General features: G+C 63.9%; 25 protein-coding genes. 10 read left to right on the plus strand and 15 right to left on the minus strand.

Going from position 1 to position 24,895, the window contains the following annotated elements; all coding sequences use genetic code 11:
- Positions 1 to 187 precede the first annotated feature (187 nt).
- Positions 188 to 1,447 (minus strand): O-antigen ligase, encoded by a 1,260-nt coding sequence (locus KVT32_RS05155; protein WP_056321320.1) that lies wholly within the window; start codon positions 1,445 to 1,447, stop codon positions 188 to 190.
- A gap of 153 nt (positions 1,448 to 1,600) precedes the next feature.
- On the minus strand, positions 1,601 to 2,857 hold the full coding sequence (gene icd / locus KVT32_RS05160; RefSeq protein ID WP_217617781.1) for an NADP-dependent isocitrate dehydrogenase: 1,257 nt from the start codon (positions 2,855 to 2,857) through the stop codon (positions 1,601 to 1,603).
- 205 nt (positions 2,858 to 3,062) lie between these two features.
- On the opposite strand from icd, the gene KVT32_RS05165 reads away from it, so the two are divergent.
- Complete coding sequence (locus KVT32_RS05165) at positions 3,063 to 3,488, plus strand: DUF1841 family protein (protein ID WP_175156823.1); 426 nt, start codon at positions 3,063 to 3,065, stop codon at positions 3,486 to 3,488.
- Positions 3,489 to 3,553: 65 nt separating this feature from the next.
- Here the strand turns inward: KVT32_RS05165 and KVT32_RS05170 are convergent, their stop codons facing one another.
- Positions 3,554 to 3,916, minus strand: a complete 363-nt coding sequence (locus KVT32_RS05170) for a cytochrome c (protein ID WP_062840389.1) — start codon at positions 3,914 to 3,916, stop codon at positions 3,554 to 3,556.
- A gap of 12 nt (positions 3,917 to 3,928) precedes the next feature.
- Positions 3,929 to 4,282, minus strand: a complete 354-nt coding sequence (locus KVT32_RS05175) for a cytochrome c (protein WP_056321309.1) — start codon at positions 4,280 to 4,282, stop codon at positions 3,929 to 3,931.
- 175 nt (positions 4,283 to 4,457) lie between these two features.
- Here KVT32_RS05175 and KVT32_RS05180 point away from each other — a divergent pair, with 175 nt between their 5' ends.
- Together KVT32_RS05180 and KVT32_RS05185 are read left to right on the plus strand one after the other, a co-directional pair.
- Entirely contained in the window at positions 4,458 to 5,339 is an 882-nt protein-coding gene (locus KVT32_RS05180; protein ID WP_062840388.1) for a MoxR family ATPase, read from the plus strand.
- A gap of 25 nt (positions 5,340 to 5,364) precedes the next feature.
- Complete coding sequence (locus KVT32_RS05185) at positions 5,365 to 6,537, plus strand: VWA domain-containing protein (RefSeq protein WP_056321305.1); 1,173 nt, start codon at positions 5,365 to 5,367, stop codon at positions 6,535 to 6,537.
- 25 nt (positions 6,538 to 6,562) lie between these two features.
- Here KVT32_RS05185 and KVT32_RS05190 read toward each other — a convergent pair whose 3' ends face one another.
- From KVT32_RS05190 to KVT32_RS05200, 3 genes are all read right to left on the minus strand, one after another.
- Positions 6,563 to 7,120: a GNAT family N-acetyltransferase gene (locus tag KVT32_RS05190; protein WP_217617782.1), complete on the minus strand. Its 558-nt coding sequence runs from the start codon at positions 7,118 to 7,120 to the stop codon at positions 6,563 to 6,565.
- 115 nt (positions 7,121 to 7,235) lie between these two features.
- A complete protein-coding gene (locus tag KVT32_RS05195; protein WP_217617783.1) occupies positions 7,236 to 7,616 on the minus strand; it encodes a hypothetical protein in 381 nt (126 codons plus the stop codon).
- Positions 7,617 to 7,865: 249 nt separating this feature from the next.
- Positions 7,866 to 8,465, minus strand: a complete 600-nt coding sequence (locus KVT32_RS05200; RefSeq protein WP_217617784.1) for a GNAT family N-acetyltransferase — start codon at positions 8,463 to 8,465, stop codon at positions 7,866 to 7,868.
- Positions 8,466 to 8,597: 132 nt separating this feature from the next.
- Here KVT32_RS05200 and KVT32_RS05205 point away from each other — a divergent pair, with 132 nt between their 5' ends.
- From KVT32_RS05205 to KVT32_RS05215, 3 genes are all read left to right on the plus strand, one after another.
- Positions 8,598 to 11,345 carry a pitrilysin family protein gene (locus KVT32_RS05205; protein WP_217617785.1) on the plus strand — a complete coding sequence of 916 codons (2,748 nt, stop codon included), beginning with the start codon at positions 8,598 to 8,600 and terminating at the stop codon, positions 11,343 to 11,345.
- Between the two features lie 284 nt (positions 11,346 to 11,629).
- A complete protein-coding gene (locus tag KVT32_RS05210; protein ID WP_062840384.1) occupies positions 11,630 to 12,019 on the plus strand; it encodes a DUF4148 domain-containing protein in 390 nt (129 codons plus the stop codon).
- 898 nt (positions 12,020 to 12,917) lie between these two features.
- Entirely contained in the window at positions 12,918 to 13,199 is a 282-nt protein-coding gene (locus tag KVT32_RS05215) for a DUF4148 domain-containing protein (protein ID WP_056321290.1), read from the plus strand.
- An 89-nt stretch (positions 13,200 to 13,288) separates the two neighbouring features.
- Here the strand turns inward: KVT32_RS05215 and dnaJ are convergent, their stop codons facing one another.
- The 7 genes from dnaJ to hrcA all read right to left on the minus strand — a co-directional run bounded on the left by dnaJ (position 13,289) and on the right by hrcA (position 20,033).
- Positions 13,289 to 14,419 (minus strand): molecular chaperone DnaJ, encoded by a 1,131-nt coding sequence (gene dnaJ, locus KVT32_RS05220; RefSeq protein WP_056321287.1) that lies wholly within the window; start codon positions 14,417 to 14,419, stop codon positions 13,289 to 13,291.
- A 109-nt stretch (positions 14,420 to 14,528) separates the two neighbouring features.
- Positions 14,529 to 16,454: a molecular chaperone DnaK gene (dnaK, locus tag KVT32_RS05225; protein WP_056321286.1), complete on the minus strand. Its 1,926-nt coding sequence runs from the start codon at positions 16,452 to 16,454 to the stop codon at positions 14,529 to 14,531.
- Between the two features lie 84 nt (positions 16,455 to 16,538).
- The gene (locus KVT32_RS05230; RefSeq protein WP_217617786.1) at positions 16,539 to 16,943 is read right to left on the minus strand and encodes a thioredoxin; all 405 of its coding nucleotides are present in this window, start codon (positions 16,941 to 16,943) and stop codon (positions 16,539 to 16,541) included.
- Between the two features lie 13 nt (positions 16,944 to 16,956).
- Complete coding sequence (grpE, locus tag KVT32_RS05235) at positions 16,957 to 17,514, minus strand: nucleotide exchange factor GrpE (RefSeq protein WP_175156611.1); 558 nt, start codon at positions 17,512 to 17,514, stop codon at positions 16,957 to 16,959.
- Positions 17,515 to 17,641: 127 nt separating this feature from the next.
- Positions 17,642 to 17,878 (minus strand): hypothetical protein, encoded by a 237-nt coding sequence (locus tag KVT32_RS05240; RefSeq protein ID WP_056321277.1) that lies wholly within the window; start codon positions 17,876 to 17,878, stop codon positions 17,642 to 17,644.
- Positions 17,868 to 18,983, minus strand: coding sequence for a ferrochelatase (gene hemH, locus KVT32_RS05245; protein ID WP_217617787.1), 1,116 nt, complete (start codon positions 18,981 to 18,983; stop codon positions 17,868 to 17,870). Before hemH ends, KVT32_RS05240 begins: the two co-directional genes overlap by 11 nt.
- A 45-nt stretch (positions 18,984 to 19,028) precedes the next feature.
- On the minus strand, positions 19,029 to 20,033 hold the full coding sequence (hrcA, locus tag KVT32_RS05250; RefSeq protein WP_062840377.1) for a heat-inducible transcriptional repressor HrcA: 1,005 nt from the start codon (positions 20,031 to 20,033) through the stop codon (positions 19,029 to 19,031).
- 140 nt (positions 20,034 to 20,173) lie between these two features.
- On the opposite strand from hrcA, the gene KVT32_RS05255 reads away from it, so the two are divergent.
- Positions 20,174 to 21,073: an NAD kinase gene (locus KVT32_RS05255; RefSeq protein WP_056321271.1), complete on the plus strand. Its 900-nt coding sequence runs from the start codon at positions 20,174 to 20,176 to the stop codon at positions 21,071 to 21,073.
- Positions 21,074 to 21,085: 12 nt separating this feature from the next.
- The gene (recN, locus tag KVT32_RS05260) at positions 21,086 to 22,747 is read left to right on the plus strand and encodes a DNA repair protein RecN (RefSeq protein WP_217617788.1); all 1,662 of its coding nucleotides are present in this window, start codon (positions 21,086 to 21,088) and stop codon (positions 22,745 to 22,747) included.
- 117 nt (positions 22,748 to 22,864) lie between these two features.
- On the opposite strand, the gene fur is transcribed toward recN, so the two are convergent.
- Positions 22,865 to 23,284 carry a ferric iron uptake transcriptional regulator gene (gene fur / locus KVT32_RS05265; protein ID WP_056321269.1) on the minus strand — a complete coding sequence of 140 codons (420 nt, stop codon included), beginning with the start codon at positions 23,282 to 23,284 and terminating at the stop codon, positions 22,865 to 22,867.
- Positions 23,285 to 23,438: 154 nt separating this feature from the next.
- Here fur and KVT32_RS05270 point away from each other — a divergent pair, with 154 nt between their 5' ends.
- Together KVT32_RS05270 and dapB are read left to right on the plus strand one after the other, a co-directional pair.
- Positions 23,439 to 23,975 carry an outer membrane protein assembly factor BamE gene (locus KVT32_RS05270; RefSeq protein ID WP_142050665.1) on the plus strand — a complete coding sequence of 179 codons (537 nt, stop codon included), beginning with the start codon at positions 23,439 to 23,441 and terminating at the stop codon, positions 23,973 to 23,975.
- Between the two features lie 17 nt (positions 23,976 to 23,992).
- On the plus strand, positions 23,993 to 24,784 hold the full coding sequence (gene dapB, locus KVT32_RS05275; RefSeq protein WP_217617789.1) for a 4-hydroxy-tetrahydrodipicolinate reductase: 792 nt from the start codon (positions 23,993 to 23,995) through the stop codon (positions 24,782 to 24,784).
- Positions 24,785 to 24,895: the final 111 nt, after the last annotated feature.

Genomic DNA, 24,895 nt, shown 5'->3' on the forward strand with positions numbered 1-24,895 from the left:
AAACAAAAATCGGCGGATTGTGACTTTTTATGTAGATTGGCCGACGAGGATACTATTTCAAACTTCGTTTGAATTCAATTTGACTAGTCACTTTGATCTAGCTCAATTTCCATAAAAAAAAACGCAAGGCGACTCGCGCCTTGCGTTCTGCTTCAAACCGGACGGCGGGACGACGCCCGCCCGTGCCCTATGCCCCGGGCGGGGCGACGCGTTGCGGCCGCGCCGTCGTCAGGGCAATCAGCGCCACCATGATGAGCGCATAGGTGGGCACGCTGCGCATATTGCGGAACATCATCTCGGTCATGCTGAACGCGCAGTAGCTCAGGCAGAACAAGAGCCCCATCTGCGCACCCACCCGGATCACCCGGTCGTCGCTGGCCAGGCGCCGGAAGAACACGCCCGCCGGCACCAGATACAGCGCCAGCATGCTCAACAGACCCAGCAGGCCGTATCCCGCCATGGCGGCCAGCAGGTCGTTGTGCGGCTCGCCAAAACCATCCACCACTTCCTGCGTCACGATGCCCTGCTTCTGCAGCTCGCGCAGTTCCTCGCGGAACCGGCTGGGGCCGATGCCCACGATCGGGCTCTTTTCGAACATCAGGAACGAGGCATGCCACAGCTGCAGCCGGATGCCGAACGACGTATCGCGGTTGGCCGACGTGGAAAAACCCTGAACGTCGTGGGTGATCTGCTGCATGCGGCTGCTGAAGGTCCAGATGGCCGCCGCGCTGGCGACCAGCGCCACGCAGACAGCCAGCGCGCAATACACCTTGTGGCGCCGGCGCCAGTTGCGCAGCCCAAGCAGAAAGACCAGGCCCAGAATGGGCAACAGCATCCAGCTGCTGCGGGTCTCGGACAGCCAGGTCGCGACCACGGCCAGCGCCACGGCCACCAGCTTGACCGCCGTTTCCAGGCGCGGCCAGCGCGAGCCCGGCCCCCAGCCCAGCGACAGCAAGGTCATGCCGCCCAACAGCAGCACCATGTTGGCAAAGGCCACGGCGTTGTAGCGTCCGCCCACCTCGACCACCGCGCCGCGGCCGCCCGAGAGCATCGTCACGATCAAGAGGATGGACCCGGCCAGCGCGCCGGCCAGGATGGTCCATTCGATATGGCGAAGCAGGCGTTGCGGCGCGCGCAGCAGCAACCACAGGACGGGGAGCGCCAAGGCAAAGCGAAGCAGTTTCTCAAGCTCGGAACTGCTCCACATGCCTTTCACGGCCGAGGTGATCAGCAGACAGGCCAGCGGCGACAGCAGCGCCAGGGAAAGGGGCCAGAGCGCGCGGAAATCCATGGGCTCGTAGCGCTTGACGGCGTTCATGGTGATCGCGGTCAGGGCGATCAAGGCGCTCAGATACAGAACGGCGGGGCCGCCCACGGGGCTGGTCAGCGCCAGGGCGGGCATCAGCAGCACCAGCCAGGCGGCCAGGGTTACGTACAGTCGGGGCACAACAATCAACCTGAAAAGAACAAAGCACGCACGATGCGCGTCATGCCGGTGGTTAGAGAAAACCCGCCGGCCATGAAGGCGGGCGGGTTTGGCGAAAGAGCGGGAGCCGGGCCTTGCACGGCAGACAGCCTTGCGGGGGGCCCTTTTCGCGGCTTACATGTTTTCGATCATCACCTGGCCAAAGCCGGAGCACGACACCTGCGTCGCGCCTTCGAGCAGACGGGCAAAGTCGTACGTGACCTTCTTGGACTGGATCGACTTTTCCATGCTGGAGATGATCAGGTCCGCCGCTTCGGTCCAGCCCATGTGGCGCAGCATCATTTCGGCGGACAGGATTTCGGAACCGGGGTTCACGTAGTCCTTGCCGGCATACTTGGGCGCCGTGCCGTGGGTGGCCTCGAACATGGCGACGGAATCGGACATGTTGGCGCCCGGGGCGATGCCGATGCCGCCCACTTGCGCGGCCAGCGCGTCCGAAATGTAGTCACCGTTCAGGTTCAGGGTGGCGATGACGTCGTATTCCGCGGGACGCAGCAGGATCTGCTGCAGGAACGCGTCGGCGATCACGTCCTTGACGATGATCTCGCGGCCGGTCTTGGGATTCTTGAACTTGCACCACGGGCCGCCGTCGATCAGCTGCGCGCCGAACTCCTTCTGCAGGAGTTCGTAGCCCCAATCGCGGAAGCCGCCTTCGGTGAACTTCATGATGTTGCCCTTGTGCACCAGCGTCAGCGACGTGCGGTCGTTGTCGATGACGTACTGGGCGGCCTTGCGCACCAGGCGCTCGGTGCCTTCGCGCGACACCGGCTTGATGCCGATGGACGAGGTGTTCGGGAAACGGATCTTCTTGACGCCGAGCTTGGTCTGCAGGAACTGGATCAGTTCCTTGGCCTGCTCGCTTTCGGCCATGTACTCGATGCCGGCGTAGATGTCTTCCGAGTTCTCGCGGAAGATCACCATGTTGGTCTTTTCGGGCTCGCGCACCGGGGACGGCACGCCCTTGAAGTACGCCACGGGGCGCAGGCACACGTACAGGTCCAGCTGCTGGCGCAGGGCCACGTTCAGCGACCGGATGCCGCCGCCGACCGGGGTGGTCAGCGGGCCCTTGATGGAAACCACGTAGTCTTTGACGGCTTCCAGGGTTTCGTCGGGCAGCCACACGTCCGGGCCGTAGACCTTGGTGGCCTTTTCGCCGGCGTAGACCTCCATCCAATGGATCTTGCGCTTGCCGCCATACGCCTTCTGCACTGCCGCGTCGACGACCTTGATCATGACGGGGGTGATGTCGGCGCCCGTGCCGTCGCCTTCGATGAAGGGGATGACGGGCTGGTCAGGCACATTCAGCGAGAAATCGGCGTTGACCGTGATTTTCTGGCCGCCGGCGGGAACCTTGATATGTTGGTAGGACATGAATGCTCCATTTGCTCCGGGTGGTTTTTCTGCACGCGCCAGGATCGGACAACGTCCGATTCCGCGGGTCATACCGCCTCCTGCGAACCGCACACCGGATGGCGGATAGCAGCCCATTCTATATCGCAAAGCGCCGGGCGAAACCTGAGCTGCGTCGTGGGGCGGTAAAATAAAGCGACTCCATCCTGCTTTTGGCTCCCTCCCGATGTTCAATCCCTCCCGCGACCAAGTTCGCGAATTCTTTATCGAAACCTGGCGCAAGCACCGCGCCAACGAGGTCCTGACCCCGCTGGAGGCGATCGCGCTGGACTGGATCATCGAGCACCCGGAATACCACGCAGACCTCGAAAGCCCCGAGGCCATGACGGCCGAATACGCGGTGGAAAAAGGCCGGACCAATCCGTTCCTGCACCTGTCCATGCACCTGGCGATTGCAGAGCAATTGTCCATCGACCATCCGCCCGGCATCCGCCAGGCCTACCAGCAGCTGACGGCGCGCTCGGACGCGCACCACGCCGCCCATGAAATCATGGAATGCCTGGGCCAGGTCGTCTGGGAAGCGCAGCGCCTGGGCACGCCGCTGGACAGCGACACCTACATCGACCTGATCCGCCGCCGCACCAGCCTCTGACCCAAACAAAAAAACCCTCGCACGCGAGAGTTTTTTGCTTGCACACCCGCCGCAGCGGGCGCGTCTTAGCGCCGGACGCCCAGGTCGCTGGGCAGCGACGCCAGCCACGCCGACACGTTGGAGATGTCCTGGTCGGACAGCTGCGTGGCAAAGGCGCCCATGATCGGGTTCTTGCGCACATTGGCCGTGGCCGCGCTGCCGGAGGCGCCACGCTTGTAGGCCTTCAGGGCATGCACCAGGTAATCGGCATGCTGGCCGGCCAGCGTCGGATAGGCGGGATCCACCGCCGTCTTGGCGTCGGCGCCGTGGCACGAGGCGCAGTTGAATTTGTCGAAGACGGCCTTGCCGGCCGCCAGGTCCTGCGCCTGGGCGGCTGCGCCCGAAATGGCCAGGGTCGCGCCCGCAAGGGCAAGCATGGTGCGGTTCATGATGTTGCCCCCTTACTTGAGATTCGAGTAGTACGCGGCCAGGTCGGCGATATCCTGGTCGGTCAAGCTGCCGGCAATCGCATCCATCGTGGGATGGCTGCGCGCGCCTTTCTTGTACTCGTTGAGGGCCGTTTCGATGTACTTGGCGTTTTGGCCAGCAATCATCGGAACATGGTAAAGCTCGGGAAACGATGCCTTGTAGCCTGGGATGCCATGGCAACCGATGCACATCGAAACCTTGTCTCGGGCATTCTGGACATTACCGACCGGCGCTGCGTCTGCAGCAACAGCCTGGCCGGCGATCGCACAGGACGCCATCGTGGCCAACACGGAAACCGTGTACTTCAGAGAGGTTCGCAACTTCATTGGAATGACTCTTCTTGGTATGGCTAAGGACTAGGGCCTGCTCACACGAAAAGGCCCTCTGCAAACACGTTGCGGGTGGAACCCAAAGCAAAACCGCCTGATTGTACGATAATTGCTCAGGATTAATACCTTGCGTTAGTGTTGATCCCAATCAAACCACAGAAGCCATCAGATCATGCCCGCAGCCCAGACCGCCTCCTCCGCCAAGCCAGTCCGCTTCGATGGCACCGACAGCTACGTCGCCACCGACGATCTCAAGCTCGCCGTGAACGCCGCCCTCACCTTGCAGCGCCCGCTTCTCATCAAGGGCGAACCCGGCACCGGCAAGACGATGCTGGCCGAGGAAGTGGCCCGCGCGCTGGGACGGCCGCTGCTGCAATGGCACATCAAGTCCACCACCAAGGCGCACCAGGGCCTGTATGAATACGACGCCGTCTCGCGGCTGCGCGATTCGCAGCTGGGCGACGAGAAAGTCCGCGATATCCGCAACTACATCGTGCAGGGCACGCTGTGGCAAGCGTTCCAGTCGCACGAGCCCGTGGTGCTGCTGATCGACGAGATCGACAAGGCCGACATCGAATTCCCCAATGACCTGCTGCGCGAACTGGACCGCATGGAGTTCCATGTGTACGAGACGCGCGAGACCATCTCCGCGCGCCACCGTCCGCTCGTCATCATCACGTCCAACAACGAAAAGGACCTGCCCGACGCGTTCCTGCGCCGCTGCTTCTTTCACTACATCCGCTTTCCCGATCGCGACACGATGCGCGACATCGTGGCGGTTCACTATCCGGATCTGAAGCAGGACGTGCTGCGCGCCGCGCTGGACACGTTCTTCGCGCTGCGCGATGCGCCCGGCCTGAAGAAAAAGCCGTCCACGTCCGAACTGCTGGATTGGCTGCGCCTCTTGCTGGCCGAGGACGTCTCGGCCGCGCAGATCGACGCGCACACCGCCACCGCCGTGCCGCTGATGGCCGGCGCGCTGCTCAAGAACGAGCAGGACGTGCATCTTCTTGAACGCCTGGCGGCCATGACGCGCGGCGGCCAGCGCCGCTGATCCCGCATCCAAGGGCGGCACGCACATGCTGATCGACTTCTTCTATCACCTCCGGGCGCACAAGCTGCCGGTCTCGGTCAAGGAATACCTGACGCTGGTGGACGCCTTGCGCCAGGACCTGATGTCGCCCACGCTGGACGAGTTCTACTTCCTGGCGCGCGCCACGCTGGTCAAGGACGAATCGCTCTACGACCGCTACGACAAGGCGTTTGGCGCGTACTACCGCGGCATCGAGGCCGCGTTGCCCGCAGGCAAGGAGATCCCGCTCGACTGGCTCATCAAGCAGTTCGAAAAAAGCCTGTCGCCCGAAGAAAAGGCCGCCATCGAAAAGCACGGCTGGGACAAGCTCATGGAGCTCTTCAAGGAGCGCATGGATGAGCAGAAGGAGCGCCACGCGGGCGGCAGCAAATGGATCGGCACGGGTGGCACGTCGCCCTTCGGCAACGGCGGCTATCACCCCGAAGGCATCCGCGTGGGCGGCGCATCGGCCGGCAACCGCACGGCGGTCAAGGTCTGGGACATGCGCCAGTTCAAGGACTACGACGACCAGGTCGAACTAGGCACGCGCAACTTCAAGGTGGCATTGCGCCGCCTGCGCCGCTTCGCGCGACAAGGCGCCGATCTGGAACTGGACCTGGACGACACCATCGCCAGCACCGCGCGCAACGCCGGCCATCTGGACCTGCGCATGGTCCCGGAACGCCACAACACGGTGAAAGTGCTGATGCTGCTGGACGTGGGCGGCAGCATGGACGACCACATCGGCCGCGTCGAGGAACTGTTTTCGGCGGCCCGCAGCGAGTTCCGCAACCTCGAGGTCTATTACTTCCACAACTGCCCGTACGAAAGCCTGTGGCAAAGCAACCGCCGGCGCCAGAACGAGCGCTTCGACACCTGGGACGTGCTGCGCAAGTACAACCCGGACTGGCGCCTGATCATCGTGGGCGACGCCACCATGAGTCCCTACGAGATCCTGCAGCCCGGGGGCTCGGTCGAACACTACAACAAGGAACCCGGCGCCGAATGGATGCGCCGGTTGCTGGACGCCTGGCCCAAGTCGGTGTGGCTGAACCCCGAGCCCACGGCTTCCTGGCAGTACCGCCAGTCCATTGCCTTGATGCGCGACATCATGCAGGACCGCATGTACCCCGTGACCGTCGCCGGGCTGGAGCAGGCGATGCGGATGCTGTCGAAGTAGAGGCCGAGGGCGCCAGCCGCCGATCTCAGCCGTCGACCGGGTTTGCCGGCGTGTTAAGCGTCAGCTGGTAAAAGGCCAGGTCGAGCCAGCGGCCGAATTTGAAGCCGGCCTCGCGGATGGTGCCGGCGTGCACGAACCCCAGCTTTTCATGCAGCCGGATGCTGCCCTGATTGGACGCGTCGATGCCGCCGACCATGACGTGCACGCCATCGGCGCGCGCCCGTTCGATCAGGAGGCCCATCATCGCCTCGCCCAGGCCGCGTCCGCGAAAGCGCCCGTCCACGTAGACGGAATGCTCGACCGAATACTTGAACGCCGGAAACGCGCGGAACGTGCCGTAGCTCGCGAACGCCATCAATTTGCCTTCTTCGTTTTCCAGACCCAAGACCGGAAAACCGCCCTGCTCCTTGGCCTGGAACCAGCCCTGCATGGCCTCGCGCGGCCGCGGCTTGTAGTCGTACAGCGCGGTGGAGTTCGCGATGGCGTCATTGAAAATGGCCAGGATCTGGTCGGCGTGTCGCGCGTGCGTGCACGAGACCAGGGTGGTGCCTTGCGGGGCGCGGAGTTCGGCGGGCGTCGTCATGGCCGGGATTTTAGCGACCGGGCCGCGCGCCGCCTACCGGCATGAACCGGGCACAGGGCGAAAAAAAACCGGCGATGACGCCGGTTCAGTGAAACGTTGCCGCTTCTGGCCACTCTCAGGCGGCGCGGCTCTCCACAGATCGATGCGCGCCGTTTGCCGCATGGCGCAAACCCGGGCACTGCCGCCATGCCAATTCGTCGGCGTCCATGTCCAGGTCGAACAAATCTTGCGCGGCGGGCCACGGATGGGAGCGCGCGGTGGCGCCCTCCATTTCAAGCACATGGCCGGCAAATCCGCGAGGCGATCCGCCGCACTCCGCGAAATACCGCTGGGAACTCAGGTCCACCACGTAGGTGGTCATGTCATGGGTCAATATGGCCACGTATTGGCCGTCATCACTGGCATAAGCGTACTGAAACTGTCCTTTGATGCCGTCGCCGTTCAGGGCATTGCCGGTCAGTTGGGACAAGGCACGCGTGACGATCTCGGTCAGCATGGGTCGTTCCTCCGTAGAATGCGCCAGCAGGATGCCGGCGGCGAAGGCGCGAACGACAAGCACCGGCGCCGCGCTGCGGCGGCGTCTGGCGTTGGACGGGAAGCCTGTAAAACGGCTGTCGCGCATCCCGTCAGCAACAGCGAATGCGTGCTTAAAAGCTTACACCCGCGACCGGAACCGATTCAAATCCCCTGGGAAATCAGCGTTGCTGCGCCGCAACATCAAGCGGGATGCGGCTTCGCGCCGCGCTCATGCCGCCGCAAACACCGCACCGTCTGTAGCGCCCGCCGCGTCGCGCCGGCGGCGCCAGGCGTCCCGTCCGATGCGGTACAGCACATGGGCGCGCAAAGGATGGCCTGGCGGCACGGCGGGATGGTCGAAGGGCTGCGGGTCGGCCGCCATGCCCAAGCGGTCCATGACGGCGCGGGACCGCAGGTTGTCCGTGGCGGTGAAGGCGACGATCTCATCCAGCGCGACCTGCTCGAAGCCCACGCCAAGGGCCGCGCCGGCCGCCTCGCTGGCGTAGCCCCGTCCCCAGAATGACTGCGCGAGACGCCAGCCGATTTCCACCCCCGGCGCAAAGGGCAACGCAGGCGCCAGCGGCTTGATACCCACGAAGCCGATGAAGGGCGCCACGCCGGGCGCTTCCACCGCCCAGAAGCCCCAGCCGTGCTCGTCGATGCCCGCGGCCAGCCTGTCGGCCAGGGCATCGCTTTCCTGGGGCGTGAGCGGCAGCAGGAACTGCGTCACGGTCGGGTCCGCGTTCAGGGCCGCAAAGGGCTTGCGATCGGAAGCCCGCCATTGCCGCAGCACCAGGCGGGGCGTTTGGACTTCGACGGTCAGGGACATAGGCATTTCCTCGGCATTGCGGATGGCGCTGAAGCGATGCGGCGGCTTTGGCGGGAGGCCCGCCGCAGCGCCTGAACCATTGCCAACGTATACACTCCAACGGATTCTGCCATGCCAAAGGAATGATCCGCCATGCGCTTGTCCCTGTCGAAGCTGCCGCGCCCCCTGGGCATGCTGCTGTTTTCCTCCTTCCTGGCCTTTCAGGCCGGAGCCGCCAGCCTGCCGGCCGGCGTCACGGAGGCCGCCTCGATCGAAGGCATCACCGAATACCGCCTGGCCAATGGCCTGCGGGTGCTCCTGGTACCCGATGAATCCAAGCCGTCCACCACGGTCAACATGACCTACCTGGTGGGCTCGCGCAACGAAAACTACGGCCAGACCGGCATGGCGCACCTCTTGGAACACATGCTGTTCAAGGGCACGTCCACCACGCGTAACGCGATGGGCGAGTTCTCGCGCCGTGGCCTGCAGGCCAACGGGTCGACTTCCAGTGACCGTACCAACTATTTCGCCAGCTTCGCGGCCAACCCCGAGACGCTGAAGTGGTATCTCGGCTGGCAGGCCGATGCGATGGTCAATTCGCTGATCGCCAAGGAAGACCTGGACTCGGAAATGACCGTGGTCCGCAACGAAATGGAAAGCGGCGAGAACAATCCTTTCCGCATCCTGATGCAGAAGATGCAGTCGGCGGCCTACCAATGGCACAGCTACGGCAAAAACACGATCGGCGCCCGCTCGGACGTTGAAAACGTGGACATCGCGCAGCTGCGCGCCTTCTACCACGAGTACTACCAGCCCGATAACGCCGTGCTGATCGTGGCGGGCAAGTTCGACCCGCAGACGACGCTGGCGGACATCGAGGCCACACTGGGCAAGCTGCCCAAGCCCGACCGCAAGCTGCCGCCGGAATACACGGTAGAGCCGGCGCAGGACGGCGAGCGGTCGGTGACGCTGCGCCGCACGGGCGGCACGCCGCTGGTCGCGGCGATGTATCACATCCCCGCCGGCGCCAGCGCGGACTTCGTGCCGTTCGACCTGGCCACCACGATCCTGGCCGACACGCCGTCGGGCCGTCTATACCATGCGCTGGTTCCGACCAAGCTGGCCTCGGGCGTGTTCGGTTTCACGATGGAAAATCTGGATCCCGGACTGGCGATGTTCGCCGCGCAACTGACGCCGGGCAAGGACCTGGACGCGGCCATGACGGCGCTGACGGGCACGCTGGAGTCGCTCGACAAAAAGCCGTTCACGCAGCAGGAGCTGGATCGCGCGCGCAGCAAGTGGCTGACCTCGTGGGAACAGACCTACAGCGACCCCGAACAAGTCGGCGTAGCGCTATCTGAAGCGATCGCCGCGGGTGACTGGCGTCTCTTTTTCCTGCAGCGCGACCGCGCGCGCCAGGCTACGCTGGCCGAAGTGCAAAAGGCCGCGACGACCTATCTGGTGCAGAGCAACCGCATCGAAGGCCGCTACATCCCGACCGAAAAGCCGGTGCGCGCGCCGCAGACGCAGCGCGTGGACCTCACGGCGGTGTTCAAGGACTACAAGGGCGATCCGGACTTCAAGGCCGCCTCGGCGTTCGATCCCTCGCCGGCCAACATCGACAAGCTGACCAAGCGCACGACGCTTGACCTGCCCAATGGCCCGGTGAAACTGGCGCTGTTGCCCAAGGCCACGCGCGGCAGCCGCGTGCAGGCGCAGATGCTGATTCAATTCGGCAACGAAAAGGACCTGCTGGGCCAACGCGTGAATTCCAGCGCGGCCGCCGACCTGCTGCTGCGCGGCACGGACAAGCTGACGCGCCAAGACATTCAGGACCGCCTGGACAAGCTGCAGGCCGAGCTGGGCTTTAGCGGCGGCGGCACGACACTGAAGGTAGCGATGTCGACCAAGGGCGAAAATCTGCCCGAGCTGACGGCGCTGGCGCTGGAGATCATCCGCAAAGCCAGCTTCCCGAAGGAACAGGTCGAGGAATACCAGCGTCAGCTCGAGACCTCGATCCAGAACGCGATGACGGAGCCGTCGGCCCTGGCCGGCCGTGCGCTGGCCCGCCACGACAATCCGTGGCCTGCCGACGACCTGCGTTACGTGCCGACGTTCGAGGAGTCGCTGGCCAGCGTGCGCGCGCTGAATCGCGAGGCACTGGCCAAGTTCCACGCGAAGTTCTACGGCGCGGGCGACATCGAGTTCTCGGCGGTGGGCGATTTCGAGCCGGAAGCGGTGGAAAAATCGCTGCGCGCGGGACTTGCCGGATGGAAGAAGGCGCCGGCCTATACCCGCGTGCCGAACCCGTATCGCGACGTGCCGGCCAAGCAGTTCGACATCAATACGCCGGACAAGGCCAACGCGTTCTATCTGTCGCGCATGCCGCTGAAGCTGCAGGATACCGACGCGGATTATGCGGCGCTGTATCTGGCCAACTATCTGTTCGGCGCGTCGGAAACGTCGCGGCTGTGGAACCGGGTGCGCGAGACCGAGGGCCTGTCGTACAACGTGCGCAGCTCGCTGTCGGTATCGTCGTTCGAACCTGCCGCAAGCTGGAGCATCTATGCGATCTACGCGCCGCAGAATCGCGAGCGCCTCGAGAAGGCAATCAATGAAGAACTGGCGCGGGTCCTGAAGGATGGCTTCTCGGACAAGGAAATCTCGGAGGGCATCACGGCGCTGCTGAACTACCGCAATCTGGCGCGCGCGCAGGACGATGTATTGGCCAGCACCTGGCTGGACTATCTGGAGCGTGGCCGCACGTTTGCGTGGTCGGCCGAGATGGACAAGAAGATCTCGGCCTTGACGCCTGACGCGGTGAACGCCGCGCTGCGCAAGTACGTGCGTCCGGACGGATTCAGCACGGCGCTGGCGGGTGACTTCAAGAAGCCCTGACGCACAGCCGATTGCAAAACCCCTGCTTCGGCAGGGGTTTTTTTTGCATAGTGGATCTGCTCCCGTGAAGCGGGAAGGTGGGAAATGGATTCAACCATTCCATTGATGGGGGCAATTCGCCGCCTTGAATCGATTACTCGGTTATTTGGAAAGATGTTTTCAAGGAATAAGGGTTTATCCCAGGTGCGATGACGAGGACAATTCAGTTCATCGGGAACAGCAAACGAACACGACGGAGCGCCGCCGGATTCGGTCCCCATTTACGACGAATTGGAGGTCTCATTATGAAAACCCTAGCCACTACCCTTTTCCTATCCCTGGCCCTGGCCGGTGTCGGCGCACAAGCCGCCGGCGTCGAGCAAGCGAAGAGCAGCGCCCAGGTGGCGACTGAACTGCACGAAGCGAAAGTCAGCGGCCAGTACACCTTCGGCGAGCTGGACTATCCGCCCGCCCTGCCCCAAAAGACCAGCCTGAGCTCGCAGGAAGTGCAAGCCCAGCTGCAACAAGCCAAGGTCAGCGGCCAATACACGTTCGGCGAATTGCAGTACCCGCCGGTCGCCGCCGCCACGGGCGCCGCGAAGTCGCGTGCCGATGTCCAGCAGGAACTGGCGCAAGCGAAGGCCAGCGGTCAATACACGTTCGGCGAGCTCGAATACCCGCCGATCAGCCGGTGAGCTGCTTGCTGTAGCCCGGCCGGCCTCGGGCGGCATCATGGCCTGAGGCCGGTATTTTCGGCACACAGCGGCGGTTGAAGTAGCAGTAGTTGAAGTTGAAGTAGCAATCGAAGTTGCTGTGATGTAGTTGCAGTCAGCAGTTGAAGTTCGCAGTTGAAGTTCGCAGTTGAAGTTGAAGTTGCTGTACTAGTAGTTGCAGTTGCAGTAGTGAAGAGGCCGTGGCGATGCGTCGCGGTCTCTTTTTTTTTGTCGGTTCAGGACTGGCGGGGATCTGGGTTCTTTTGGCGCCCGGCGCGGCCACGGCGCCCGGCGCGCGGGGCCACGATTGCGGTCCGGAGCATTCGCTCCGGACTTCCCCTGCCTCATCCTCGTCATCGCCTACGGCGATTCCTTCGGATTCCGTTGGGCTTATCGACGCCCCACGCACCGGGCGCCGCAGCCACACCGGGCTCGCGCCGTGGAGCACACGACGGGCGTCGGGGCGGGTGGTTTGCTTGGCGTTTTTTTCGCGGTTTTAGTTGTTTGGAAGATCTTGCGGGGCCCGCGCTGCGTCGGCCGCGCGGGCGGCCTCGCAGCGCTTACGCGATGTGGTTCGGTTTCGGGTGCTCGCTGCGCGCGGATGGCAAGCTGCGGAAAGCCGGGGCTGAGTACGGGGTGGCTATATCTGGTGGCAAGTGAATGCAGCGGGTTGGTAGCGGGTGGCTCCGGCATCCGCATTCCGCATATCCGTAATTTTTAGAAACCCTTCGATTTCTCGGCAATTTGGAAGGTGGTTTCATGCGTGCGGGTTTATTCGAGTTTCTTACGGTACGACGCATCAGCCCACTTGATATGTACTGGGCCGTGAGGCAGCGACGCGGGACTCGATCTCTCTTAAAACAAACTGGAGCTCTCACACATGAAAATCCTGGCCACCACGCTGTTCTTTTCCCTGGCCCTGGCCAGCACCGGCGCACATGCGGCGGGCGCTGAACACGGGAAGTCCGGCTCTCAGGTCGCGGCCGAGTTGCAGGAAGCCAAGCTGACCGGCCAGTACACGTTTGGCGAAATGGACTATCCCGCCGCTTTGCCCCGCACCTCCGGCCTGACCGAACAGGAAGTGCGGGCAGAGCTTCAACAAGCCAAGGCCAATGGCGAATACACCTTTGGCGAACTGGATTACCCGCCGGTCGCTCGATAAGCAGCCGGATGTGGGCGGGCCGATATTGAAAGGCCCGAAAAAAAGCCGCGACTCTCGTCGCGGCTTTTTTTTGCTGAAGATCGGCGTGATCAGCTGAAGAATTCCTTGACGCGGTCCGTCCAGGATTTGCTTTGCGGCGAGTGGCGGTCGCCGCCGTCGTTCAACGACGCTTCGAACTGGCGCAGGATGTTCTTCTGGTCTTCGCTCAGGCGCACCGGCGTTTCCACCACGACGTGGCAGTAGAGGTCGCCGGGGTAGCTGCCGCGCACGCCGCGGATGCCCTTGCCGCGTAGGCGGAAGGTCTTGCCGGATTGGGTGCCTTCGGGGATGGAGATCTCGGCCTTGCCGCCCAGCGTGGGTACCTGAAGTTCGCCGCCCAATGCCGCGGTGGTGAACGGGATGGTCAGCTCGCAGTGCAGGTCGTCGCCGTCGCGCTGGAAGATCTTGTGCTGCTTGATGTGGATTTCCACATACAAGTCGCCCGGAGGCCCGCCATTGATGCCGGGTTCGCCATTGCCGCTGGAGCGGATGCGCATGCCGTCGTCGATGCCGGCCGGGATCTTGACCTGGAGGGTCTTGTTGCGGCGGATGCGGCCGACGCCGTCGCAGGACGGGCACGGGTCGGTGATTTCCTTGCCGTTGCCGTGGCAGGTCGGGCAGGTTTGCTGGACGCTGAAGAAACCTTGCTGCATGCGCACGGCGCCCGAGCCGCCGCAGGTGCGGCAGGTCTTGGGCGAGGTGCCGGGCTTGGCGCCGGAGCCGTGGCAGGTGTCGCAGTTTTCCCAGCTGGGGACGCGGATTTCCGTGTCGAAACCGGCGGCTGCCTGTTCGAGGGTGATTTCCAGCGCGTATTTGAGGTCGGCGCCGCGATACACCTGGGGACCGCCGCCACGACGGCCACCGCCGCCGCCGCCGAAGATTTCGCCAAAGATGTCGCCGAACGCGTCGGCGAAACCGCCGCCCATGCCCGCGCCGCCCATGCCGGCGGCATTGGGGTCGACGCCGGCGTGACCGTAGCGGTCGTACGCGGCGCGCTTTTGCTCATCGCCCAGGACCTCGTAGGCTTCCTTGGCTTCCTTGAACTTCTCTTCGGCTTCTTTGCTGTCCGGATTGCGGTCCGGATGGTATTTCATGGCCAGCTTTCGATAGGCCTTCTTGAGATCGTCGTCCGAGGCGTTTTTTGCCACGCCCAAGACGTCGTAATAGTCGCGTTTTGCCATGATCCGTGGGCTCGAAACCGAGCCTTCTTTTCAGTGCTACAGAATGAGTTCGCCCGGTAGGCGGATTTCTCCGGCTACCGGGCGGCAGAGGCAGGTCAGCGCCCGGCCATTATTGGTCGCGCTTGACTTCCTTGAAGTCGGCGTCGACGACGTTGTCGTCCACCGGCTTCGCGTTGTCGGCCGCTTGCTGCTGGCCGGCGGCTTGCTGCGCCTGCATGTCGGCGTACATCTTTTCGCCGAGCTTTTGCGATGCGGTCGACAGGGCTTCCACCTTGGCGTCGATCGCGGCCTTGTCGCCTTCCTTCAGCGTGTCTTCCAGGTCCTTGATGGCGGCTTCGATGCTTTCCTTTTCGGAAGCTTCGAGCTTGTCGCCGTACTCGGTCAACGACTTGCGGGTGGCATGCACCAGCGCATCGGCCTGGTTACGCGATTGGGCCAGTTCGGCAACGCGGTGATCTTCCTCGGCGTTGGCCTCGGCATCCTTGACCATGCGCTGGATCTCGTCTTCCGACAGACCCGAGTTGGCCTTGATGGTGATCTTGTTTTCCTTGCCGGTGCCCTTGTCCTTGGCGGACACGTGCAGAATGCCGTTGGCGTCGATGTCGAACGTGACTTCGATCTGCGGCATGCCGCGCGGCGACGGCGGGATACCTTCGAGGTTGAACTCGCCCAGGGCCTTGTTGCCCGCAGCGATTTCGCGCTCGCCCTGGAACACCTTGATCGTCACGGCCGGCTGGTTGTCGTCGGCGGTCGAGAACGTCTGCGAGAACCGGGTCGGGATCGTGGTGTTCTTCTGGATCATCTTGGTCATGACGCCGCCCAGGGTTTCGATACCCAGGGACAACGGCGTGACGTCCAGCAGAAGCACGTCCTTGCGGTCGCCCGACAGCACGGAGCCCTGAATGGCGGCGCCAGCGGCGACGGCTTCATCGGGGTTCACGTCCTTGCGCGGATCCTTGCCGAAGAATTCCTTCACCTTTTCCTGGACCTTGGGCATGCGGGTCATGCCGCCGACCAGGATCACGTCGTCGATGTCGGAGACCTTCACGCCGGCGTCCTTGATGGCGACGCGGCAGGGCTCGATCGTGCGTTCGATCAGTTCTTCGACCAGCGCTTCCAGCTTGGCGCGCGTGATCTTCAGGTTCAAGTGCTTGGGACCGGAGGCATCGGCCGTGATGTACGGCAGGTTGATTTCGGTCTGCTGCGCGGACGACAGTTCGATCTTGGCCTTTTCGGCGGCTTCCTTCAGGCGTTGCAGCGCCAGCACGTCCTTGGACAGGTCAACGCCTTGTTCCTTCTTGAACTCGGCAATGATGTAGTCGATGATGCGCTGGTCGAAGTCTTCGCCGCCCAGGAAGGTGTCGCCGTTGGTCGACAGCACTTCGAACTGCTTTTCGCCGTCCACGTCGGCGATTTCGATGATGGACACGTCGAACGTGCCGCCGCCCAGGTCATAGACAGCGATCTTGCGGTCGCCCTTTTCGGTCTTGTCCAGGCCGAACGCCAGCGCCGCGGCGGTGGGTTCGTTGATGATGCGCTTGACTTCCAGGCCCGCGATGCGGCCGGCGTCCTTGGTGGCCTGGCGCTGGCTGTCGTTGAAGTAGGCGGGCACGGTGATGACGGCCTCGGTCACTTCTTCGCCCAGGTAGTCCTCGGCGGTCTTCTTCATCTTGCGCAGCACGTCGGCCGACACTTGGGGAGGCGCCATCTTCTTGCCGCGCACTTCAACCCAGGCGTCGCCGTTGTCGGCCTTGACGATGGCGTAGGGCATCAGGTTGATGTCCTTCTGCACTGCCTTTTCTTCGAACTTGCGGCCAATCAGGCGCTTCACGGCGTAGAGCGTGTTGCGCGGGTTGGTCACGGCCTGGCGCTTGGCAGGCGCGCCGACCAGAGTCTCGCCGTCATCCATGTAGGCAACGATGGAGGGGGTGGTGCGAGCACCTTCGGCGTTTTCGATGATCTTGACCTGCCCGCCGTCCATGACAGCCACGCAGCTGTTGGTCGTTCCCAGGTCAATGCCAATAATCTTGCTCATGGTGGGTTACCTTGATTATTAAATCTATGAAAAATTGGGGAAAACTGCTTGTCCCCCCATAACTGGGGCTGCCCAAAGGGTTTTTCAAGACGCCGGGCTGGAATTTTCGGCGCCCGATTCCTGCAGGCGGTGGATCGCCGCCGTGAACTGGGGCAATCCGGGCCAGCCGGTGATGCGCCCCGGGCGCTTGCCGGACCGGTACAGCACAAAAGTGGGGACGCCATGCAACGAAAAGCGGCGTCCCAGCGGTTCATCCGCGTAAACATCGGCTTCGAACCACGTCAGGCCAAGCCCTACCAGCGTTTCCTGGTGAAGCAGCGCCGCCTGTTTGAACAGATTGCAGTTGTAGCAATCCTGGCCCCACAGGAAGACACAGCGCAGGTCCGCCCCGGGCGCTTGCACCACGGCCGCATCGAATCCCGCGGTGTCGACATGGCGCATGCCGAACACCTGGAATACCTGGGCCGGGTCAAAGCGCGGGTCGGTCATGGTGGGACGCGGTTCAGCCCTGGCCGGCCGACACGACCACCAGCGCCGGGCGCAGGGTACGGTCGGCAATCACATAGCCCTTCTGCAGCAGTTGCACCACCGTGTTGGCGGGCTGCTCGTTGGGAATGGACGAAATGGCTTGGTGCTGGTGCGGATCGAACTTGTCGCCCTGGGCCGGCGCGATTTCCTTGAGCAGATTGCGCTCGAACGCGGCGGCAAGCTGCTTGAGGGTGACTTCGACGCCTTCGCGCAGGGTTTCGACCGTCTGATCGGGCTGGGCCAGGGCAGCTTCCAGGCTGTCCTTGACCGGAACCAGGCTTTCGGCGAACGACTCGATGCCGAACTTGCGCGCCTTGGACACTTCTTCCTGGGCGCGGCGGCGCACGTTTTCGGCTTCAGCGTGCACACGCAGAAGCTGGTCGTGCTGCTCGTTGACGGTAGCCTGGGCGGCGTCCAATTGGGCGCGCAACTCGTTCAGCTCGGCCTGCGCGGCGTCCTGGGCGGCGGGAGCCGCATCGGCGCTCTGGCCGACTTCGGGCGCCTGGTCAGCAGGCTCGTGGGGTGCCGTCATGGGGAATCCTCCAAAAAGAATGGCTTTCGCAGACATGAATGGGGGCCAATACCCCTAATTCAAGCCCGGTTAAGCGAAATATTCCCCGGGGCGCGGCCCGAAGGCCGGGCGCCCGCTGACCGAACGGCTACTTCTTGCTGGGCTGGGCGGGGGCCACGGGGTCGCTGGCCGGAAAACTTTCCTTCAGCGCGCGGTCCACGCGCTTGTCATCGGCGTCCGGATCCGATGGAATCGCGACCGGGTCGCTGGCCGGGAAGGTATCGGCCAGGGCCTCGTCCAGGTCATGTTCGACGCGGTCCTCGTCGACGGGAGTGGTGACTTTGCCCTTCTTGACCGTCTTTCCAGTCTTGGGATCATGGTGCATGCGCCTTCTCCTTCAAGTCCGTGGCTGCAGGTATCCACCCCTGCAAGTTTCGTTCCACCAGACCGGACAGCCCCGCGATCCAGGCCGGGTCGTCATTGATGGCAGGAATGTAACGGAACTGTTTGCCCCCCGCCTCGAGAAAGGCGTCGCGGCATTCCAGGCTGATTTCTTCCAGGGTTTCCAGACAGTCTGCCACAAATCCCGGGCACACCACATCGACCTCCGTGACGCCGGAGGCCGCCAGGGCCTTCAGGGTCGGCTCGGTATAGGGCTCCAGCCAGCGGGCCGAGCCGAACCGGCTCTGGAAGGTCACTTCGATCTGGTCGCGGGGCAGGGACAGCCGCTGCGCCAGGAGCCGGGCGGTTTCCATGCAGTCGCGGTAGTAGGGATCGCCCAGTTCGATGGAGTAGCGCGGCAGGCCGTGAAAGCTCATGACGAGTTTCTGCGGCTTGCCATGTTCGGCCCAGTAGCGCTCGATGCGCGCGGCAAGCGGGTCCAGGTAGGCGGGCTCGTCGTGAAAGCGCTTGATGAAGCGCATCTCCGGCTGATCGCGCAGCTTGCCCATGTAGCGGGTGACCGCGTCGACCACGGTGGCGGTGGTGCTGGCGGCGTACTGGGGATACAGCGGCACCGTCAGGATGCGCTCGCAGCCCTGCTTGCGCATGTTTGCGATCACCTGGGGGATGGAGGGGTTGCCATAGCGCATGCCCAGCTCGACCACGGCATCCACGCCGGCCGCCTGCAGGGCGGCGCGAACGCCGTCGGTCTGGCGTTGGCTGTAGACCATCAGGGGCGAGCCGCCCTCCATCCAGATGCCAGCGTAGCGCGGCTCCAGCCGCTTGGGCCGGCGCACGAGCACGATCCCGTGCAGGATGGGCTTCCAGAGGTAGCGCGGGATTTCGATGACGCGCGGGTCGGACAGGAATTCGCCGAGATACTTGCGGATGTCCTTGGGCGACGTCGTGTCGGGCGTGCCCAGGTTGACGAGCAGCACGCCGACCTTGCCGGGCACGCGCGGCGGCGGATCCTCGTTGAAGGGGTCTTGTTGGTGGGGCTCAGGAAGGTAGCGCTCAGGCCAGAGATACTTGAACAGGCGAAGAAACACAAAAACTCCCCTTCCTCCGCAAGGAGGATGTAGCTTTGAATGGGACTACTGGTTGTGGCTGAGGGCGTTGGACAGCAGGCGCGCCGTGATGTCCACGATGGGTATGACCCGCTCGTAGGCCATGCGGGTCGGACCGATGACACCCAGGGTGCCGACCACCTTGCCGTCCACGCCGTAAGGCGCCGTGATGACGGAGACGTCTTCCAGGGGCACCAGTTGCGAATCGCCGCCGATGTAGATCTGCACGCCCTGCGCGCGGCTCGAGACGTCCAGCAATTGCAGCAGATCGGTCTTTTTCTCGAACAGCGAAAACATCTTGCGCAGCCGATCCATGTCGGACGCGATGTCGGTGACGTCCAGCAGCTTGCGCTCGCCCGAGATGACCACGGCGTCGCCGTCCTCGGCCGCTTCGGCGCTGGCCTCGACGGCGGCCTGCATCAGGCGCGAGATGTCTTCGCGCAACTGGGCCAGCTCGGTCGACAACGTCTGGCGCACGGCATTGAACGACTTGCCGGCGAAGTGCATGTTGAAGAAGTTGCCGGCTTCCAGGAGCTCGGATTCGGCGTAATCCCGCTGGACGAAAAGGATGCGGTTCTGCACGTCGCCATCGGGCGTCACGATGATGAGCAGGACGCGTTTGTCGGACAGGCGGATGAATTCGATCTGCCGGAACACCTGCGCCCGCTTGGGCGTGAGGACCACACCGGCGAACTGCGTCAGGTTGGACAGCAGCGCCGCGGCCGCGTTGACGGCGCGGGTGGGTTCGGCGGCCGACAGCATTTCACCCATGTTGTGCGGCTGCAGCTGGTACGACTGCACCGACAGCAGCGAATCGACGAACATGCGGTATCCGCGCGGCGTGGGAACACGGCCGGCGGAGGTGTGCGGACTGTGGATCAGTCCCAGCTCTTCCAGGTCCGCCATGACGTTGCGGATGGTGGCCGGAGACAAGTCAAAGACTTTAGATAGCGTCCGCGAGCCGACTGGCTGCCCATCGGCGATGTAGCGTTCTATCAACGCTTTCAGTAAAGCGCGTGCGCGGTCATCCATAGCGGCTATTTTAGGGAATCTTTTCAGGTTGAGGCGATTTTTGTCCCGCAACACAATATACGGCCCCATATAATCGGCTAATTGGCCCATTCTGGGCGCGTTCAGCTTTGCGGTTTCGCCCTTTTCATTCTTACGCAGCCATGCATTTTCCTATAGTCGCCCTGATCGGCAGATACCAGGACACCGGCCTGGACACACCGCTGAGAGCACTTGCGCACGCGCTGACGCAGGCGGGCCGCCATGTGCTGATCGATGCGGACACGGCGCGCAATACCGGGCTGACCGAATACCCCATCGCCACGCTCGAGGAAATCGGCAAGACCGCCTCGCTCACCGTGGTCATGGGCGGCGACGGCACCGTGCTGGGCGCCAGCCGCCATCTCGCGCCCTACGGCATGCCGCTGATCGGCATCAACCACGGTCGCCTGGGCTTCATCACCGACATCGCCCTGCAGGACGCGCACGCCGCGCTCGCCCGGGTGCTCGAAGGCAGCTTCCAGATCGAAGACCGCATGCTGCTCGAAGGCAGCGTGTGGCGCGGCGACCAGAAGATGTATTCCGCGTCGGCCCTGAACGACGTGGTCCTGAACCGCGCGGGCCGCGGCGGCATGATCGAGGTCCGGGTCGAACTTGACGGCGCCTTCATGTATACGCAGCGCGCCGACGGTCTCATCATCGCCACGCCCACCGGCTCCACGGCCTATGCGTTGTCGGCCAATGGCCCCATCCTGCACCCGGGCATGAACGCCATGGTGCTGGTGCCGGTGGCGCCGCAAACGCTGTCGAACCGGCCCATCGTCATCCCGGACACCGGCGTGCTCAACATGACGCTCACGGCCATGGGCCGCGTCGAAGTCGGCGCCAGCGTGCACTTCGACATGCAGACCTGGTCCGACCTGCAACCGGGCGACCGCATCGTCGTGCAGCGCGCGCCCTACACCATCCGATTCGTGCATCCCGAAGGCTACAGCTTCTTTTCCACCCTGCGCCGCAAACTGCACTGGAACCTGATGCCCGAAGCCTCCGACAACGTAGAGTAATTAGCGCCCCTTATGCTGCGCACCCTGCACATCCGCGACTTCGTCATCGTCGAACAGACCGAGATCCACTTTGGCCCCGGCTTCACCGTCTTTTCCGGGGAAACGGGCGCCGGCAAATCCATCCTGGTCGATGCGCTGGCGCTCACCCTCGGCGAACGCGGCGACGCCAGCATGTTGCGCGAAGGCGCGGCCCGCGCCGACATCACCGCCGTGTTCGACACCCCGGCGGCGCTGCATGCGTGGCTGGCCGAACGCGAAATCGACGCCGACGACGAACTCTCGCTGCGCCGCGTCATCGATGCGCAAGGCCGCAGCCGCGCCTACATCAACGGCACCCCCGCCACCGTGGCGCAACTGCGCGAACTGGGCAACAGCCTGGTCGACATCCATGGCCAGCACGCGCACCAGAGCCTGATGCGTCCCGACGCCCAGCGCGACCTGCTGGACGCGCACGGCGGCCACGGCGACCTTCGCCACGCGGTTGGCCAGGCGTGGAAGCAGTGGCGCGCCTTGGCACGCCAGCTGGAATCGGCCGAAAAAGACGCCGAAAGCCTGGCCTCTGAACGTGAACGCCTGCAATGGCAGGTCGACGAACTGGACCGGCTGAACCTCGGACTGGACGAATGGGACGCCCTGCAATCCGAGCACACGCGCCTCTCGCATGCGCAATCGCTGCTGGATGGCGCCTCGCAAATCCTAGAAATGCTGGACGGCGAAGGCGATTCGGCGCATCACCGCCTGACGGCCGCGAACCAGCGCCTGCAGCAGATGCTGCGGCACGATCCGGGCCTCAAGGGTGTCCATGACGAACTGGAATCGGCACGCATCGCCATCAGCGAAGCGGTGTCCGACCTGAACAACTACGTCAGCCGGGTCGACCTGGACCCCAAGCGGCTCGCCGACGTGGAAGCGCGGCTTGGACTGGTATTCGAGACCGCCCGCAAATTCCGCACCGATCCTGATGCCCTGTGCGAGCTGCGCGAATCGCTACATGCGGAGCTTGCCGCCTTGCAGGCCGCCGGCGACATCGACGCGCTGCGCGCCCAGGCGGCCACGGCGCAGGCGCAATACGACGCGGCCGCCGCCAAGCTGACCACCGCCCGGCGCAAGGTCGCCAAGGATCTGGGCAAGCAGGTCACCCAGGCCATGCAGACGCTCGCGATGCAGGGGGGCCGCTTTGAACCCACGCTCGCCCCGTCGGCGCCGTCCGCGCACGGCAACGAACAGGTCGAATTCCTGGTGGCCGGTCACGCCGGCACCACGCCGCGTCCGCTGGCCAAGGTCGCCTCGGGCGGCGAACTGTCGCGTATCTCGCTCGCGCTGTCGGTCATCGCCAGCCGCGCGGCGCGCGTGCCCACGCTGATCTTCGACGAAGTGGACAGCGGCGTGGGCGGCGCGGTGGCCGAATCCGTCGGCAAGCTGCTGCGCGAACTGGGCGAACGCCATCAGGTGCTGTGCGTCACCCACTTGCCCCAGGTGGCCGCGTGCGCCAACAACCAGTTCCTGGTCAGCAAGGCCGAGTCCCGCGGCGCCACCCGGTCCAGCATCGAACCGCTGGACGCCCCGGCCCGCGTCGAGGAAATCGCGCGGATGCTGGGCGGCATGAAGCTCACGGCCACCACCCGCGAACACGCGCGCGAAATGCTGGAAGGGTTCGGCCAGCCAACGCCTTGAGTCTGCGGCCTGCCGGCGTCACTGGCCTCAACATGCAAAAAGCCCCTTCAATCAAAAGGGGCTTTTGTTTTTGGCTACGCAGCCGGATGTACCGGCCTCACGGCTGCCCGCCCAGGCTTAGCGGCCTTTGAGGCAGCTGCCGCAGATGCCGTATAGCACCATCGCGTGGCTTTCCAGCGCGAAGGCGTTGTCTTTGGCGATCTTTTGCTGGCGCTTTTCGATCTCGGGATCCGAGAACTCGACGACCTTTCCGCAGTTGGTGCAGATCAGGTGGTCGTGGTGGTCGCCGTCGTTGAGCTCGAAAACGGCCTTGCCGCTGTCGAATTGGCTGCGCGCCAGGATGCCGGCCTGCTCGAACTGCGTCAGCACGCGGTAGACGGTCGCCAGGCCGATTTCGACGTTTTCGCCGATCAGGGCGCGGTAGACGTCTTCGGCGCTCAGGTGCCGTTCACCCGATTTGCGGAAAATATCAAGAATCTTCAGGCGCGGGAAAGTCGCCTTCAAACCCATGTTTTTCAGTTCGCTTTGGTCGCTCATGGTGTAATCGCTCTCCGTCCGCGTTGGCATGGGCAAGGACTGGGGTCACCGCAAGCCGGCTCGCCGAATTCATGCCGCCTCGCGGAACTATCCTTATGAAACCTTTATGATAACGGTTTTGCTTGCTTCCAAATAATAGGGGCGCGTAGTGTCCATGTTTGCACGTATTCCCTCCCGCTCTCTGAAGACCGGTTTGGCCGTTGCCGCCCTGGCCGTCGCCTTGGCGGGCTGCACCTCGAACAAATGGGGCTTCCCGTACAAGGCGCCGGTCCAGCAGGGTAACTGGATCACGCAGGAACAGGTTGCGCTGCTCCAGCCCGGCATGACCCGTGAACAAGTCCGCTTCGCGCTCGGCAGCCCCACGCTCACCAGCGTGCTGCACGCCAATCGCTGGGACTACCCGTACTACTTCAAGCCGGGCTACGGCAACCCGCAAGAGCGCAAGTTCACCGTCTGGTTCGAAAACGACCGTCTCACGCGCTGGGAAGGCGACAAGCAGCCCGATCTGCAGCCCTACCAGATCAACACGCCGGACGCCGTTGCCGACGAAAAGACCGACAAGCGCCTGGCCCGGGACGAAGCCCGCGCCGAGGAAGAGCAGGACGAACAGAAGCGCGACGCCGATGCACCCGCCAGCCCGCTCAACCAGTATCCGGGCCAGCCCGGCATCTCACCCGAGCCGCTGCGTTAAATCCAAGGACTTTTTTTATGCGTATTGCTATCGCCGGCGCAAACGGCCGCATGGGCCAGATGTTGATCGAGGCCATCCTGAAGGCCGACGGCCTGGAACTGGCCGTTGCGCTGGACGTGCCGGGCTCGGCCGCGCTGGGCCGCGATGCCGGCGCCGCGCTGGGCAAGCAGACCGGGGTTGCCATCACCGACGACCTGGACGCGCTTGCAAGCGCTGACTGCCTCATCGATTTCACCCGCCCGGAAGGCACGCTCAAGCATCTGCAGGCTTGCGTGAAGCACGGCGTGAAGGCCGTCATCGGCACCACCGGCTTTGACGACAACGGCCGCGCCGCAATCGAGGTTGCCGCGCAAAAGACCGCCATCGTGTTCGCCCCCAACATGAGCGTGGGCGTCAACGCGACGCTCAAGCTGCTGGACATGGCGGCCCGCATCCTGAACGCTGGCTACGACGTCGAAGTGTTCGAAGCCCATCACCGCAACAAGGTCGATGCGCCTTCCGGCACGGCGCTGAAGATGGGCGAGACCATCGCGTCGGCCTGGGACGTCGCGCTGCCCGACGTTGCCACCTGGAGCCGCCACGGCGACACCGGCGTGCGCAAGCCCGGCACCATCGGTTTTTCGGTGCTGCGCGGCGGCGATATCGTTGGCGATCACACGGTGTCGTTCTGCGGCATCGGCGAGCGCATCGAGATCACGCACCGCTCGTCCAGCCGGGCCACTTACGCCGAAGGCGCGCTGCGCGCTGCGCGCTTCCTCGATGGCAAGACCAACGGTCTTTACGACATGCAGTCCGTGCTGGGGCTGTGATTTCCGGCGCCAAAGGCAAAGGACCCCGCGGGGTCCTAATGAGATGGTCAGCCCGATCCCCACGAAGCGGTACGCTGAGTGGGGATTGTTCTTTCTGGGAGACCTCTCATG

Source organism: Achromobacter sp. GbtcB20 (assembly GCF_019091095.1).
Taxonomy (GTDB): domain Bacteria; phylum Pseudomonadota; class Gammaproteobacteria; order Burkholderiales; family Burkholderiaceae_B; genus Achromobacter; species Achromobacter mucicolens.

Bases quoted from the DNA above. Each gene is read 5' to 3' on its own strand.
- icd (WP_217617781.1), bottom strand. From the start codon at position 2,857: ATGTCCTACCAACATATCAAGGTTCCCGCCGGCGGCCAGAAAATCACG.
- KVT32_RS05165 (WP_175156823.1), top strand. From the start codon at position 3,063: ATGTTCAATCCCTCCCGCGACCAAGTTCGCGAATTCTTTATCGAAACC.
- KVT32_RS05170 (WP_062840389.1), bottom strand. From the start codon at position 3,916: ATGAACCGCACCATGCTTGCCCTTGCGGGCGCGACCCTGGCCATTTCG.
- KVT32_RS05175 (WP_056321309.1), bottom strand. From the start codon at position 4,282: ATGAAGTTGCGAACCTCTCTGAAGTACACGGTTTCCGTGTTGGCCACG.
- KVT32_RS05180 (WP_062840388.1), top strand. From the start codon at position 4,458: ATGCCCGCAGCCCAGACCGCCTCCTCCGCCAAGCCAGTCCGCTTCGAT.
- KVT32_RS05185 (WP_056321305.1), top strand. From the start codon at position 5,365: ATGCTGATCGACTTCTTCTATCACCTCCGGGCGCACAAGCTGCCGGTC.
- KVT32_RS05190 (WP_217617782.1), bottom strand. From the start codon at position 7,120: ATGACGACGCCCGCCGAACTCCGCGCCCCGCAAGGCACCACCCTGGTC.
- KVT32_RS05195 (WP_217617783.1), bottom strand. From the start codon at position 7,616: ATGCTGACCGAGATCGTCACGCGTGCCTTGTCCCAACTGACCGGCAAT.
- KVT32_RS05200 (WP_217617784.1), bottom strand. From the start codon at position 8,465: ATGTCCCTGACCGTCGAAGTCCAAACGCCCCGCCTGGTGCTGCGGCAA.
- KVT32_RS05205 (WP_217617785.1), top strand. From the start codon at position 8,598: ATGCGCTTGTCCCTGTCGAAGCTGCCGCGCCCCCTGGGCATGCTGCTG.
- KVT32_RS05210 (WP_062840384.1), top strand. From the start codon at position 11,630: ATGAAAACCCTAGCCACTACCCTTTTCCTATCCCTGGCCCTGGCCGGT.
- KVT32_RS05215 (WP_056321290.1), top strand. From the start codon at position 12,918: ATGAAAATCCTGGCCACCACGCTGTTCTTTTCCCTGGCCCTGGCCAGC.
- dnaJ (WP_056321287.1), bottom strand. From the start codon at position 14,419: ATGGCAAAACGCGACTATTACGACGTCTTGGGCGTGGCAAAAAACGCC.
- dnaK (WP_056321286.1), bottom strand. From the start codon at position 16,454: ATGAGCAAGATTATTGGCATTGACCTGGGAACGACCAACAGCTGCGTG.
- KVT32_RS05230 (WP_217617786.1), bottom strand. From the start codon at position 16,943: ATGACCGACCCGCGCTTTGACCCGGCCCAGGTATTCCAGGTGTTCGGC.
- grpE (WP_175156611.1), bottom strand. From the start codon at position 17,514: ATGACGGCACCCCACGAGCCTGCTGACCAGGCGCCCGAAGTCGGCCAG.
- KVT32_RS05240 (WP_056321277.1), bottom strand. From the start codon at position 17,878: ATGCACCATGATCCCAAGACTGGAAAGACGGTCAAGAAGGGCAAAGTC.
- hrcA (WP_062840377.1), bottom strand. From the start codon at position 20,033: ATGGATGACCGCGCACGCGCTTTACTGAAAGCGTTGATAGAACGCTAC.
- KVT32_RS05255 (WP_056321271.1), top strand. From the start codon at position 20,174: ATGCATTTTCCTATAGTCGCCCTGATCGGCAGATACCAGGACACCGGC.
- recN (WP_217617788.1), top strand. From the start codon at position 21,086: ATGCTGCGCACCCTGCACATCCGCGACTTCGTCATCGTCGAACAGACC.
- fur (WP_056321269.1), bottom strand. From the start codon at position 23,284: ATGAGCGACCAAAGCGAACTGAAAAACATGGGTTTGAAGGCGACTTTC.
- KVT32_RS05270 (WP_142050665.1), top strand. From the start codon at position 23,439: ATGTTTGCACGTATTCCCTCCCGCTCTCTGAAGACCGGTTTGGCCGTT.
- dapB (WP_217617789.1), top strand. From the start codon at position 23,993: ATGCGTATTGCTATCGCCGGCGCAAACGGCCGCATGGGCCAGATGTTG.